Source organism: Nostoc sp., assembly GCF_036917635.1.
Lineage (GTDB): Bacteria > Cyanobacteriota > Cyanobacteriia > Cyanobacteriales > Nostocaceae > Nostoc.
Map to the genome: position 1 here is coordinate 101,433 of NZ_JBALCW010000043.1, position 14,352 is coordinate 115,784.

11 protein-coding genes are annotated in these 14,352 nt (G+C 41.7%); 5 read left to right on the forward strand and 6 right to left on the reverse strand.

Annotated features, from left to right (window positions below; all coding sequences use genetic code 11):
* Positions 1-374: 374 nt before the first annotated feature.
* The 3 genes from V7K32_RS12350 to V7K32_RS12360 all read left to right on the forward strand — a co-directional run bounded on the left by V7K32_RS12350 (position 375) and on the right by V7K32_RS12360 (position 4,715).
* Positions 375-977, forward strand: coding sequence for a cell division protein SepF (locus V7K32_RS12350; RefSeq protein ID WP_334993526.1), 603 nt, complete (start codon positions 375-377; stop codon positions 975-977).
* 106 nt (positions 978-1,083) lie between these two features.
* A complete protein-coding gene (gene proC, locus V7K32_RS12355; protein WP_334993528.1) occupies positions 1,084-1,902 on the forward strand; it encodes a pyrroline-5-carboxylate reductase in 819 nt (272 codons plus the stop codon).
* A gap of 134 nt (positions 1,903-2,036) precedes the next feature.
* Positions 2,037-4,715: a DEAD/DEAH box helicase gene (locus V7K32_RS12360; protein WP_334993530.1), complete on the forward strand. Its 2,679-nt coding sequence runs from the start codon at positions 2,037-2,039 to the stop codon at positions 4,713-4,715.
* 210 nt (positions 4,716-4,925) lie between these two features.
* On the opposite strand, the gene V7K32_RS12365 is transcribed toward V7K32_RS12360, so the two are convergent.
* Both V7K32_RS12365 and V7K32_RS12370 read right to left on the reverse strand, forming a co-directional pair.
* Positions 4,926-5,288 carry a hypothetical protein gene (locus V7K32_RS12365; RefSeq protein WP_334993532.1) on the reverse strand — a complete coding sequence of 121 codons (363 nt, stop codon included), beginning with the start codon at positions 5,286-5,288 and terminating at the stop codon, positions 4,926-4,928.
* A gap of 439 nt (positions 5,289-5,727) precedes the next feature.
* Positions 5,728-6,111 (reverse strand): hypothetical protein, encoded by a 384-nt coding sequence (locus tag V7K32_RS12370; RefSeq protein ID WP_334993534.1) that lies wholly within the window; start codon positions 6,109-6,111, stop codon positions 5,728-5,730.
* Positions 6,112-6,618: 507 nt separating this feature from the next.
* Between V7K32_RS12370 and V7K32_RS12375 the strand changes: the two genes are divergently transcribed.
* Positions 6,619-8,601: a heavy metal translocating P-type ATPase gene (locus V7K32_RS12375; protein WP_334993536.1), complete on the forward strand. Its 1,983-nt coding sequence runs from the start codon at positions 6,619-6,621 to the stop codon at positions 8,599-8,601.
* Positions 8,602-9,365: 764 nt separating this feature from the next.
* Here the strand turns inward: V7K32_RS12375 and V7K32_RS12380 are convergent.
* A complete protein-coding gene (locus V7K32_RS12380; protein ID WP_334993538.1) occupies positions 9,366-10,454 on the reverse strand; it encodes an aromatic ring-hydroxylating dioxygenase subunit alpha in 1,089 nt (362 codons plus the stop codon).
* 439 nt (positions 10,455-10,893) lie between these two features.
* Here V7K32_RS12380 and V7K32_RS12385 point away from each other — a divergent pair, with 439 nt between their 5' ends.
* Positions 10,894-11,328 (forward strand): heavy metal-responsive transcriptional regulator, encoded by a 435-nt coding sequence (locus V7K32_RS12385; RefSeq protein WP_334993540.1) that lies wholly within the window; start codon positions 10,894-10,896, stop codon positions 11,326-11,328.
* A 28-nt stretch (positions 11,329-11,356) separates the two neighbouring features.
* Here V7K32_RS12385 and V7K32_RS12390 read toward each other — a convergent pair whose 3' ends face one another.
* From V7K32_RS12390 to V7K32_RS12400, 3 genes are read right to left on the reverse strand one after another with little or no spacing between them, the layout of a single operon-like run.
* Positions 11,357-11,584, reverse strand: a complete 228-nt coding sequence (locus V7K32_RS12390) for a hypothetical protein (RefSeq protein ID WP_334993542.1) — start codon at positions 11,582-11,584, stop codon at positions 11,357-11,359.
* 19 nt (positions 11,585-11,603) lie between these two features.
* The gene (locus V7K32_RS12395) at positions 11,604-13,925 is read right to left on the reverse strand and encodes a heavy metal translocating P-type ATPase (RefSeq protein ID WP_334993544.1); all 2,322 of its coding nucleotides are present in this window, start codon (positions 13,923-13,925) and stop codon (positions 11,604-11,606) included.
* 43 nt (positions 13,926-13,968) lie between these two features.
* Complete coding sequence (locus V7K32_RS12400; RefSeq protein WP_334993546.1) at positions 13,969-14,163, reverse strand: heavy-metal-associated domain-containing protein; 195 nt, start codon at positions 14,161-14,163, stop codon at positions 13,969-13,971.
* Between the last annotated feature and the right edge of the window lie 189 nt (positions 14,164-14,352).

The following is a 14,352-nucleotide window of genomic DNA, read 5'->3' on the forward strand; positions in this document are numbered from 1 at the left end:
TCAGCCTCGATCTTCAGTATTAATAGAGATCAGGATTTGATGACAAGAATTTTGTAACAGACTGGTGCAATAAGAAACAAAGGATATAGTATTGACAAAAGCAATCGCTAAGGGAAAATGGGGTAAAAAGAGCTTTCCTTAGGACATACCTTAGGATATAATTTTGACTCATTATTATGTTTAGGCGATGCACAGACCTCTTTAAGAAGTGTCAGTTAATCGCCAAAACCAGTAGTATGGGTTACAAATAGCAATATACTTGCTGTAATATCCACCGATGTAGGGTAGTATCACCGATCTAGCGATCGCTCCTACTCAATCAATCCATTGCCCAAGTCAATACAGGCTATTCGCACCAGGAGAGTACACAGACCATGAACAATATATTTTCCAAACTCAGAGACTTTGTGGGTCTAAATGAGCAAGTGGAATACGAGTATTACGAAGAAGAACCAGAAACAGATAATAATTACCAAAACCTGTATCAGCAAGAAAATCCCCAACCACCGGCACCACAGGAAAGCCCAGCCGCTCAAAATCGTCGCTGGCGGGAACCAGTGCCTACAATGGGAGATGATATAACAGCAGGTTCAAAGCCAATGGGGAATGTGATTGGTATGCCAGGAGCAATTAACGGAATTTCGGAAGTTTTAGTACTCGAACCACGCACCTTTGAAGAAATGCCCCAGGCAATTCAAGCGTTGCGAGAACGCAAGTCAGTTGTATTAAATCTGACAATAATGGACCCAGATCAAGCTCAACGAGCAGTAGATTTTGTTGCAGGTGGTACTTACGCACTAGATGGACATCAAGAGCGCATCGGTGAGAGCATCTTCTTGTTTACACCAAGCTGTGTGCAAGTTAGCACCCAAGGTGGCGTTCTTCATGAAGTACCACAACCGCCAGCCCGTTCCTCTCGTCCTACAGGTTCTCAAAATCAAACCTGGGGCAACGAAACCAACCGGATGGCACAATAAAGTTAAATTAGTTGTTAGTCCTTTGTCCTTTGTGATTAGTCCTGGGTTTTAAGAATAGTGATAAATGACAAAGGACAACCGACTAATGAGAGATGACAAACTATCAATGACTATAAAATTTGGCTTAATTGGTGGTGGGGTAATGGGAGAAGCGCTCTTATCCCGCCTTATTGCGCGTGGAATTTATGAATCATCAGAAATCATAGTTAGCGAACCGCTATCTTCACGCCTAGATTTTTTAAAACAGCAATACGATGTTGCTGTGACGACAGATAATAGCCAAGTTTTCGCCCAAGTCAAAGAAGTTGTCTTATTGGCAGTAAAACCACAGGTGTTCAGCGCGATCGCTCAAGAATTAACAGATATTGATATTCTTAATAAAGAACACTCACCCCTAATAATTTCCATATTAGCGGGTGTGCCTTTGAGTCAGCTAGAAGCTGCATTTGTGCAATTGCCAGTTATTAGAGCAATGCCCAACACCCCAGCAACAGTGGGAGCAGGAATTACCGCCATCTGTTCGGGTGCATACACCAATGCCAAGCACCACCAAATAGCACAGCAGGTTTTTTCTGCTGTGGGGGAAGTAGTGGAAGTCTCAGAAGGACTGATGGATGCAGTCACAGGGCTATCTGGTAGCGGGCCTGCTTACGTGGCGCTCTTGGTAGAAGCACTTGCTGATGGCGGAGTATCCGCAGGTTTACCTAGAGCAATTGCCAATCAACTAGCCTTGCAAACCGTATTAGGAACAGCGAAACTGTTACATGAAACCAAAATGCACCCAGCAGAACTCAAAGATCGCGTTACCAGTCCCGGTGGTACAACCATTGCGGGAATTGCCAAGCTAGAACAGGCAGGATTTCGTTCAGCTTTAATAGAAGCAGTCAAAGCCGCCACAGAGCGATCGCAAGAACTGGGAAAATAATTAAGAGTCCTTTGTTATTTGTCCTTTATCCTTTGTGAAAAACTAATGACTAATGACCAATGACAAATGACTAATAACGCAGTTGACAAAAGACTCGTTAGTATAGTAAACAATCTGGTTGCAAATGTGATTGAGTGAATTATCCTGCACCGTCTCCAGAACTTGACTTAGGGTCTATATTTCCCTTTGATCTGGATCAGTTTCAAAAAGAAGCGATCGCGTCCCTAAACGCCGGACGCTCCGTAGTCGTATGTGCGCCCACAGGTTCGGGCAAAACATTAGTTGGGGAATACGCCATTTATCGCGCCCTGGCGCGAGGAAAACGTGTATTTTATACTACTCCCCTAAAAGCGCTGTCGAATCAAAAATTGCGTGACTTTCGAGAAAGATTCGGCTTTGATCAAGTCGGACTATTAACTGGAGATGCTTCGATTAACAGAGATGCACCGATTTTGGTGATGACCACAGAAATTTTCCGAAATATGCTCTATGGCACACCCATTGGGCAAGTCGGCATCTCATTAGTAGACGTTGATGCAGTGATACTTGATGAGTGCCACTACATGAACGATCGCCAGCGCGGTACTGTTTGGGAAGAATCAATCATCTATTGTCCCCGGGAAGTGCAAGTGGCAGCCCTCTCAGCAACGGTTGCCAATAGCGATCAACTCACCGATTGGCTAAATCGCGTTCACGGGCCAACTGACCTGATTTACTCCGATTTTCGCCCAGTTCCCTTGGAATTTCACTTTTGCAATCCCAAAGGGTTATTTCCCCTACTGAATGATAGCAAAACCAAAATTAACCCCCGCCTGATTCAGAAGAAGAAGGGGAGAGGGGGAGAAAGGGACAAGGCCAGAAGTGGTAGACCAGAGGCTCCTGGAATAGTTTTTACCCTGAGCCAGTTAGAGCAACGGGATATGCTACCAGCGATTTACTTTATCTTCAGCCGCCGGGGATGTGATAAAGCCGTGGCAGAAGTAGGGGATTTATGGCTGGTAAATAATGAAGAATCCCAGATTTTGCGACAACAGATTGATGACTTTTTAGCCCGCAATCCCGAAGCAGGGCGTTCTGGACAAATTGCACCCCTATACCGGGGAATTGCTGCTCACCACGCTGGAATTTTACCTGCTTGGAAAGCACTCGTAGAAGAACTATTCCAGCAGGGGCTGATTAAAGTAGTATTCGCTACTGAAACATTAGCGGCGGGAATTAATATGCCCGCCCGGACAACGGTAATTTCTACCCTTTCCAAGCGTACCGATACTGGACACCGCTTGTTGAACGCTTCCGAATTCTTGCAAATGGCGGGACGAGCAGGCCGCCGGGGGATGGATAAACAAGGTCATGTGGTGACAGTCCAAACTCCCTTTGAAGGAGCTAAAGAAGCGGCGTATTTGGGAACATCCAAGCCAGATCCCCTTGTAAGCCAGTTTACGCCCAGTTATGGCATGGTACTCAACTTGCTGCAAACACACACCCTAGAGCAAACCAGGGAACTGATAGAACGCAGCTTTGGGCAGTATATGGCCACCTTGCATTTAAGACCAGAATACGATGAGATTGCCGAACTGCAAAAACAATTAGCTCAACTTCATGAGCAAATCGCCGCAGTTGATGAAAATGAACTGGCTATTTATGAGAAATTGCGGCAACGCCTGAAAGTGGAACGCCAGATATTGAAAACCTTGCAAGAGCAAGCGCAGGAAGACAGACAAGAAGAATTGGGGATGATGTTGGGCTTTGCAGTATCAGGAACTCTGCTGAGTCTCAAAGGGAAAAACATCACAGTGTCTACGCCCGTAACCGCAGTGTTAGTGGGAAAATCGCCCGGTTCTGGTCAAGCTCCTTACTTGGTATGCTTGGGACATGATAATCGCTGGTATGTGGCAACCACAGGGGATGTAGTCGATTTATATGCCGAACTGCCGCGAATTGAAGTGTCACCTGATATCCTGCCACCGCCAGAGATGCCTTTGAAGCCAGGACAGTCGCGCCGGGGTAATCAAGAAACATTTGCGATCGCCACGCGTATTCCCGATCCGATAGAATCTTTGCATCTGGCACCAGAAGTAGCAGAACAACTCAGTCGCACTGCTGCTGTTCAAGAGCAATTAGAAGCTCATCCCCTACATGAATCAGGCAATGCTGCCACACTTTTCAAGCGCCGAGCCCGCTATGTTGAACTAGAAGCCGAACTTGAACAGTTGCAAGGGCAAGTAGAGCAACAGTCACAACGTCATTGGGAAGAATTTCTCAATTTAATCTCAATTCTGCAACACTTTGGCGCTTTAGATAACTTAGTGCCGACAGTATTAGGGCGAATTGCTGCCGCCATTCGAGGCGAGAATGAATTGTGGCTAGGTTTAGTATTCGCTAGCGGTGAATTGGACAACTTAGATCCGCACCATTTAGCTGCCGCCGCCGCCGGTTTGGTGATGGAAACCCCCCGTCCAGATAGCAAGGTTAACTTTGAGCTTAGTAATGAAGTAGGAGAAGCCTTAGCAAAATTGCGGGGAATTCGTCGCCAAATGTTCCAACTACAACGGCGGTATAACGTAGCACTGCCTATATGGTTGGAGTTTGAGTTAATTGCGATCGTGGAACAATGGGCGCTAGGAATGGAGTGGATAGAACTATGCGAAAACACTACCTTGGATGAAGGCGATGTGGTGAGAATTCTACGGCGGACGTTGGATTTATTATCGCAAATACCCCACGTTCCCCATTTGCCAGACTCTTTTCAGCGTAATGCTCATCGGGCGATGCAGTTGATTGATAGATTCCCTGTAAATGAGGTGGTTGAATAAACAGGACACTCTTAGGCACAGAGAGTATTTGATAATGTTTTTGCTTTTTTTATTTTCAGGACTTACGAAAAACTAAATGGTGTAGGGGCAATTCATTAATTACCCCTACAAACTGTCCCAAGAATGAATTTAGATATAGCCAAAACTCTAGGAACAATTGTTTCTAAACCACCCACTGATATTGCGAATTGTTAAAACAATCTCGTGATTTTATTCCCACAGTACGCACTGAACCTGATATCGTTTTTTTAGCTTATCTTTCAGTTGATCAGCACCATAATAATTGGTATGAGCAGTTGTTGCCCTAGCATACAAACAGTTGTCGTTAGCATATTTGACCACTGGCAAGGCTCCGACTGGAGTATCAAACGACTCCATTAGTTCAGGAGTTTTATTTTGCAATGGATTAGCAATAATTATTTTAGTAGAGGTGCTAGAACTACGGGCAAGTCCCAGCTTTAAAATAGTAGCATCCCAAGTTTTAGGAAAATATAAGGAAAATATCAACACGATAAATATGGGCGTAACAATAGATCCTAAAATTGTTAGCCCTGTACGGCTAGGGACTTCCAAATAAAAAAATACTCAACTACTTCTTGTGGGGTGGGCATCTTGCCCGCCCTTGTATATGGGCGGGCAAGATGCCCACCCCACTAGATTGGGTAATTTATTTCTTGGAAGTCCCCTAAATAAATTAATTGATTGGTCTTTCATCGGAGTTTTGGCAGAAAAAAAACTTAGCAGAAAAGCAATCGGCGGGAGCGATCCGCCATTTCTGCCAATTACGTTGTACCTTTTCAGCCAGAAAAGGACTAAGAGTAAAAATACTGAGCTTTAAGTTTGAAACAACAAAACGAGGCATCTATTTACAAATTGCCTCGTTTTGCTAATACACTGGTTTTGTAGCACTCAGGATGTATTAAAAATGCTTTTTTGGTTTCGTATATCTTCTATACGTGATTAATCACATGTATTTAACAAAAGTTGTAGTCGCTATAAGCGCTATTCAACCTTAGTACACCAAGTTTCCAGTACCCTGCAACTGACGCAAAGAATTTATACATAGCGGGCAGTCGCATTTAAATATCCTAATTGCAGCATCACTTTCCGCGTCAGTAAAATTCAACATAGCAACATTTTGATCTGATACTGATGTGACAATGGTCGAGGAACGTGCAGATGAGGTATACGGTATCTTTCTCTCTGAATCTCGAATGCACACAAAATCTGTTCCACCATGTGGGTTAGTGATACAGGTACGACCGTCTTGTGTGTGCATCAATCGCTGTGTAATACTGCCACTAGCATGGGCAGGATGAAATGCCACCAGTGTAGACATCATCGACACAAAGATTGAGGAAGTGGAAAGCAAATTCAAAAGAATTTTTTTGTTCATAGATTTACTTGAGAAAATTGTCTACTAGTTTAGGGTATTCGATTCACTTTCAAACTTCAAGTGCATTTTGCCTAAGAATAGCTAGCCTGACACTTGTTACCCAAGAATGTTCCTGTGCTACCTAGTTTGATTGCAAATTAGTTGCTACAGCAGAACTTAGAAGTTAAACAGGCTTGATATTTGGCTTTAAAACCTAAGTTGTGTACTTTAGCAAATTTAAATCCCCTCCATATCCTCAAGATGGTGGGTAATTGTTGGGTTGATGTCAGCAATTTCTCTTTGAAATCTTATGCAGAGCGATAAATCGCTCACTACGAACAAAAGTCATATTTTACATTATTAAAATCAGTATAAGCTTAAAATTAGCCAAAAAATAGGATAAATATTTAGCAATAAATTTGATATAGATTCTCGTTCTTAAATTAGCAACTTGTAAAAAGTTCTTTTTTTTATTACATTTAGAAACAGGCTTATATATCAATTAATTTAGTAGCCTCAACATAAAAAATGAAGCGGAAAGTACATTCAGAATCTTCAGGTTGTTGCAACTGTGAACATGACCATCACGAGAATCATAATCACAATCATGATGAGAATCATAACCATGACCACAATCACGACCACGGTGGAGAATTCAATCTGAAAAATGAGGTATTGCCTTTAGTAGCGATTTTAAGTTTATATGCGCCTGGTGTAATTTTTGAAAATCAATTACACAATACATTCTACTCAATAGGTGAATATCTGCTTTTTATCCCTGCTTATTTATTAAGTGGATGGAGTGTTTTAAAAACTGCTGGGCGCAATATCCTTAAAGGGAGAATATTCGATGAAACGTTTTTAATGGCAGTAGCGACACTAGGGGCGATCGCAATTCATAAATTACCCGAAGCTGTCGGAGTCATGTTATTTTATAAAATTGGAGAATTATTTCAGGATATTGCCGTTAGTCGTTCCCGTAATTCCATCAAAGCTTTATTAGAAGTACGTCCAGATTATGCCAATATTCAAACAGAGGGAGAATTAAAAAAAGTCTCCCCTAATACAGTAAAGATTGGAGATATTATCGTTGTAAAACCTGGGGAAAAGATTCCCTTAGATGGTGAGATTATAGATGGGAATTCGCAAGTCGATACATCTGCATTAACTGGAGAGTCTGTACCGCGATCGGTGAGACTATCCGAGACAGTTTTGGCTGGAATGATCAACCAAATGGGTGTTCTCAGCATTAGAGTAACAAAACTATTTGATGACTCTTCCATTGCTAAGATTTTGGACTTGGTGCAAAATGCCAAAAGTAAAAAAGCAGAAACAGAAAAATTTATTACTAAATTTGCCCGATATTACACGCCAATAGTAGTTTTTGCATCTCTAGCAGTTGCATTATTACCTCCTTTATTCATTGCTGGCGCCACTTCTTCAGAATGGGTTTATCGCGCCCTAATTTTACTAGTTATCTCCTGTCCCTGTGGACTCGTTATCAGTATCCCCTTAGGTTACTTTGGAGGCGTGGGAGGTGCGGCTAAACGGGGAATTTTGGTTAAAGGCTCTACATTTCTAGATACATTAAATGCAGTTAATACAGTTGTATTTGATAAAACTGGAACATTAACTAAAGGCGCATTTAAAGTAGCACAAATAATTCCCTTAAATGGGTTCAATAAAGAAGAAGTCCTGCAACTAGCTGCCCAATTAGAATCGCATTCAAATCATCCCATTGCTCAATCTATCCGCAATGCTTATGGTGGCAAAATCGATGAATTTGAGATGAGAGATTATGAAGAGATAGCCGGCTATGGAATTAGAGCCAAAGTTGAAAATAGGGTAGTGATAGCGGGAAGCGATCGCCTACTCCACAGAGAGAATATTGTTCATGATAAATGCCCTGTCGCGGGAACAATTATTCATCTAGCAGTAGATAACATTTACGCTGGATATATTATCATCATGGATGAGATAAAAGAAGATGCTAAAGAGGCTATTCAAGCACTCAAGCGAATGGGTATAGAGAAAATAGTCATGTTGACAGGAGATAATCAAGCGATCGCTTCCGGAATTGCTGAATACCTTGGCATAGATAGCTATGAAGCAGAGTTATTACCTGAAGAAAAAGTTAATGCCATTGAGAAAATAATCAGCAGCGCCGGCAAGCATGGTAAAGTCGCCTTTGTTGGCGATGGCATTAATGATGCACCAGTGATTGCTAGAGCAGATGTTGGTATCGCAATGGGTGGGTTAGGCTCAGATGCAGCCATAGAAACTGCCGATATTGTGATTATGACAGATGCACCATCAAAAGTAGCAGAAGCAATCCAAATCGCCAGAAAAACCCGCACAATTGTTTGGCAAAATATCGGTTTTGCTTTATTCATTAAAGCTGTATTTATTGGATTGGGTATTTTAGGTATAGCGACAATGTGGGAAGCTGTCTTTGCTGATGTCGGAGTAGCAATGCTGGCAATTTTCAACGCAACTAGAGTGATGAAATAAAGTTATTGGAAAATCGGGAATCTGTAATTGGGATGCTCCCGTAGCTGTTGAGGCTATTACGCGAGTATCAATTAAAACAGCAGCTTTTTGATGAATATGCAAAACTGGCACATCTTAACGATGAACTAAACCACGTCTATCTGGAAACCTATAATTCTTCCATGATGAAAAGGATTTGCCCTCATCCCCCAACCCCGAATCCCAGAGAGAGGGATTCGGGGAGACAGAATTTCAAACTCCCTCTCCCAGATTTGGGAGAGGGATTTAGGGAGAGGGTGAAAACTACGGTTCTCAACTTACATAAGGTTTAATAAAATTAAGTCTGCATTGCAATTATGAAACTATGTAAATATACAGTTATTTGGCTGATGTAAATCAAAATTTCCTAACTCAGAAAACAAGGAAAACATAGATATTAAGTTAATTGGTGTTTGTTTATACTATTTCAAATTTTTGCAATGGTTATACTCATAACTTAGGTTCTACCTGGGAATTAGGAAGTGGCTTTGCCACTTCTTTTTATTTATCTGGTAGCCCAGTCAAAAATAAATTAAAAGTTAAAAGTAATTTTGTTGAACTTTTAACCTTGATTAATTGTTATACCATTTTACCAAATATCTCCTATACCTACATTTTTAGGGGCGTACAGTTGTACGCCCCTAGAACCGATTCATTTGTTGCAAAGTTTGTTGACAATGGTATGATTTCGTGTATGTTTAAATGACCAAGCAGCTTGACCCAATTCTGGGCAGATAAACATAATATTAATCATTACTCATTGTATCTTGCCATCTCTCGCGCTTGGGCTTGCTCTCCACATCGCGCGATCGCTCTTCTTGCCAAGTCCCCCACATTAGAGATTGCTGTTTTTCAACATGGTTAATAAACTGCATGATTGGCTGATCTACTTTGATGGGAGTTTTCAAATCAAACTGAATTGTTTGAAGAATCTTGATGTCACCCATGAGAAAGTACTTAGCTGCAATCTTAGTCAGCCATAGTACAACTCGATTGTATAACCAACTAAAAATTCCTTTACGTTTTTTAGTCATCAACAGAACTTGACCTTCAGTTTTTCCCCCTTCGTGGAGGCGAACTGCAACCATCATGTGGACATGGAAAAAATCAGGGCCAAGTGTTACAATGCCAATGCTACCATACCAATAGCAAATACTGTAAGTTATAGCATTTTTGTAGAAAATACGAATGAGCTTAATTAAAAAGAAATTGTCTTTGATAGGTGTAGTATTACTGAAGATAATTGCATTCTCGTTCAGTTCTTGTCTTTCAAAAATAATTTCTATTGGCAGTTTGTGAACTGTATTGAGGTGTTGAGCATCAATCGCATTAATCATCACCACGCTGGGGTGACAGTTGATCACAAAATGAGAATGGATAGCGACATCACACTCTTTTTGTTCCAACTCTGGAACAAAAGGTAAGGGTTGTTGTGGTATTTCTCCAGTCCAAACCCAAATCATCCCGTACTTCTCAGCAGTAGGCCAAGTTTGTAACTTTAGGGAAAGTGGTGTATCTAAACATGGAATATCAATACACATTCCCTCAGCATCAAACTTCCAGTGGTGGAAAAAACAACGTAGTGCATTACCCTCAACTTTGCCTTCAGCAAGGTGAGCGCCCATGTGTGGACAGTAGGCATCAAAGGTAGCTACTCTTTTGTCTTGACCACGGTAAATCACTAGTTGTCTGCCCAAAATAGTGACAGGTTTTACTTCACCCACCCGCAGATTTCGAGAGGGTATTACCCAATACCATCCCTCAATAAAATGCTCTGGATTATTGAAGTTTTTAGGTTTACGGGTTGAACTAAAAGTCTGCGAGTTGAGATTCATTTTTATGGTTTCACTTGAGGTGAAGCTGTTGATCTAGAAGTAACATGAGAACTAGATAAAAACAGTTACTTTCAGTACCATGAGCAACAGGTTCCCAAGCAATGGATAAAAGTAAGAAGTATAATTATAAAAAAATTATATTAAAATTGTCAAAAATATGCCCATTAAGCTTAACTAAGCCAATATCTATTTAAATTAGATATTGGAATAATTAAAACTTAGTAAATTCCCTATTTATATAAAAATCCCCCTTACTGATGACAATATTTTTTTAGCCTCTAAAACGACTGAATAAACTAGTAAAATCTAGCAATCCTAAATCATTCATGGACAACGAGATCCCCGACTTCTCTAAGAAGTCGGGGATCTGAATCTTATGATTTTCATTAAAATAGGATGACGATATGTAATAATAATTACAATAATTTGGAAATTTCCTATGTTAACTCAAGAGAAAAAACTTCTTTTAATTGGTCAGGTAACAGATATAAGTAAAATCCCCATCAGGACAATTCGCTATTACGAGAGTTTAGGCTTAATTAAATCATCAAGACGAACAGAGGGAGGCTTCCGCCAGTTTTCATTGGATGTGCTAACTCGTCTAGCATTCATTAAAAGGTCACAAAATCTTGGTCTTAGCTTAGAGGAAATTGGAAATATTCTTCAGCTTTATGACCAAGGACAAGCTCCCTGTGATGAAATTCAAGACAAGCTCGAAGAGAAGCTCTTGCAAATTGATCGCCAAATTGATCAGTTGTTAACTTTACGGTCTGAAATAAAGGGATTACTTTCCGGCTGGAAGAATATCGGCGGACAGCATGAGGATACAATTTGTCCGATCATTCAAAACACTAGTACCGCAAGGCAAAATTAAAAATTAAAAGAATTTGTTTGTTTCTTATCTAAGACTCAGGATTTTTATAAAGAAGAAACCACCATAATTCTAGTCCAATTAAGGCTAAACCTGCGATCGCAACCCCAACTTTCAAGCCCAAAGGTTGCTCAATATGATAAAATTGGCTGTTTTGCTCTGGCGAGTGGGCTGGCATTTCTGCTAATACTACGCCTGATGTTCCAGTGAGAAACACTAAAGCTGTAAGGCTTCCCCAAAGCATTTTTTTACTGAACATTTCCGAAATTATCCTAAAATTATGAGATAGTTTTTGGTTGAAAGTTACGCAATCTGAGAGCATTGCTAACAACAGACAGCGAAGAAAGAGCCATCGCAGCACCGGCGATAATTGGATTGAGTAACCAACCAAAGATGGGAAACAGAATTCCAGCCGCAATGGGAATACCAATAACGTTGTAAATAAAGGCAAAGAAGAGATTTTGCCTGATATTGTTGATGGTAGCGCGACTAAGTTGAATAGCTGTCACAATTAAGAGTAAATCGCCAGAAATTAGGGTAATATCGCTAGCTGCGATCGCTACATCTGTTCCCGTCCCAATCGCAATTCCCACATCAGCTTGTGCTAGGGCTGGGGCGTCATTTATGCCATCGCCTACCATTGCGACAATTTTGGATTTTGGACTTCGACTTCGCTCAGTCGAACGATTTTGGATTTTGGATTTTGGAAATCTCTCTATTTCCCCTTGCAAAGATTGGATAATCGCCGCTTTCTGATCTGGACGGACTTCGGCAAAGATTCGCTGGATGCCAACTTGGAGAGCGATCGCATCAGCAGTTTTACGATTATCTCCGGTCAGCATTACTACTTCTAAACCTAACTTCTGTAAGGCTTTTACCACTGCTGCTGAGGAAGGTTTGAGGGCATCGGCAATACCCATTACACCTTGTAGTTCCCCATCTACAGCAATCAAAATGACTGTTTTACCAGCCGCTTCCCAGGCATCTTTATACTGCTGGAGAGCTATAGTATTAATTTCAATTTCTGTTAACCAGCGTTGTGTACCAATTTGCACAAGCTGATTTGAAACAACTGCTTGCACACCACTACCTGCATTAGCCTGAAAGTTCTTTACCTCTGTTAAACTCACTTCTTGAGATTGGGCGTATTTCACCACAGCTTCAGCTAAAGGATGTTCAGAATTGCGTTCTACCGTTGCTGCTAACTGTAAAAGCTTGATTTCATTACCATTAGCTGTGCCGTTGACAGTTACAAAGTCTGTAACAGTGGGTTTACCCTGAGTCAAAGTACCAGTTTTATCTAGAACGATAGTTTGAATTTTGTGTGCTAGTTCTAAGCTGTCTGCGCCTTTAATCAAAATTCCATTTTCTGCACCTTTGCCCGTCCCCACCATTACAGAAGTGGGGGTAGCTAAACCCAAAGCACAAGGACAGGCGATAATTAGTACACCTACCGTTGTCATTGTTGCTAGGGTGAGGTTGCCCGTGAAATAAAACCAAATGACGAAAGTGGCGATCGCAACAGCAATCACAGCTGGTACAAACCATCCTGTAACCTGATCTGCCAAGCGCTGAATTGGGGCTTTAGAACCTTGGGCTTGTTGCACCAGTTTGACGATTTGAGCCAAAAACGTATCATTTCCAACTCGTGTCACCCGAAACTGAAATGCACCCGCACCGTTAATCGTCGCCCCAATCACCTCATCTCCTGGCTGCTTTTTGACTGGCAAACTTTCACCCGTCACCATCGCTTCATCTACCGTCGAAGCGCCTGTAATCACTTCACCATCTACGGGAATCTTTTCACCGGGACGTACCAAAATCACATCGTTAATTCTGACTTCGGCGATGGGAACATCAATTTCTCTACCATCACGAATGACTCTGGCATCTCTAGCTTGCAATCCGATGAGTTTGCGGATGGCTTCAGAAGTTTGTCCCCTAGCGCGATTTTCTAACAATCGCCCCAACAAAATTAAGGTAATGACAATGGCGGCAACTTCATAATAAATATGAGGTATCAAGCCCTGAGCAATAAAAAATTTCGGGAAAACAGTAACAAACAAAGAATATAGATATGCTGCACTTGTACCCAAAGCAATCAGCGTGTCCATCGTCGCCGTATGCCGCTTGAGGGATTTCCAGCCATTGCGGTAAAAAGATCCACCACACCAGAACACGACGGGGGTTGTCAGCACTAACTGTATCCAAGGATTTTGCAAGAAGCTGGGAATTAAGGGTAAGTTTAACCCAGTCATCATAGGCAACGACCCCAAAAATAGGAAAATGCTGATTACACCTCCCACCATTACCTTGAGGGAGAGTTGGCGTTGTAATGCTTGCCTACTCGCAATCTCTGCATCATCTTCTTCGGTGAGCAATTCTTCCTGGAGTGAGTAAGAAGAGTATCCCGCAGATGCGATCGCACTTTGGATTTTCTCTAAATTAGCTAGAGAGCGATCGTACTTGATAGCAGCTTGTTCTGCTCCAAAGTTAACATTGCAGTCCCTTACCCCAGGAACAGAGCGAATTGCCTTTTCGATGTTGTTGGCGCAAGCGGCGCAACTCATACCTCGAAGTTTGAGTGTGAGAGTATCCATAACTAGATGAACCCCTGTGATTGGTGTGGGAGGATCTTAAAGATTAAGCAACTGGATAGCCAGCAGCAGCCAACGCTTCCTTAATTGCTGTTTCTGATGCTTGAGTTTCTACACTGACAAGCTTGGTTGTTGGATCAGCCTGAACGCTAGCATTGGCATCGACTGCCTGAAGTGCTTTGGTGATGGTGCTTGCACAAGCAGAACAAGCCATGTTGGGAACTGTGAGTTCGAGAGTCATAGATTTACGGGATAGAGTGGAAAAGCTAGCCAAACCAAAATGGATGACTGAAGGAAATCCGTCAACAGTCAGAAATAACTGGAAAGAGAGTCGCCTTGAATTTATCCTAGACTCTCTAGCCGGCTGGAGAGTCTAGAGAATTTTAAAAGTTTTTCGCTAAACTTCAAATTTCTTTACAGACGTATTACA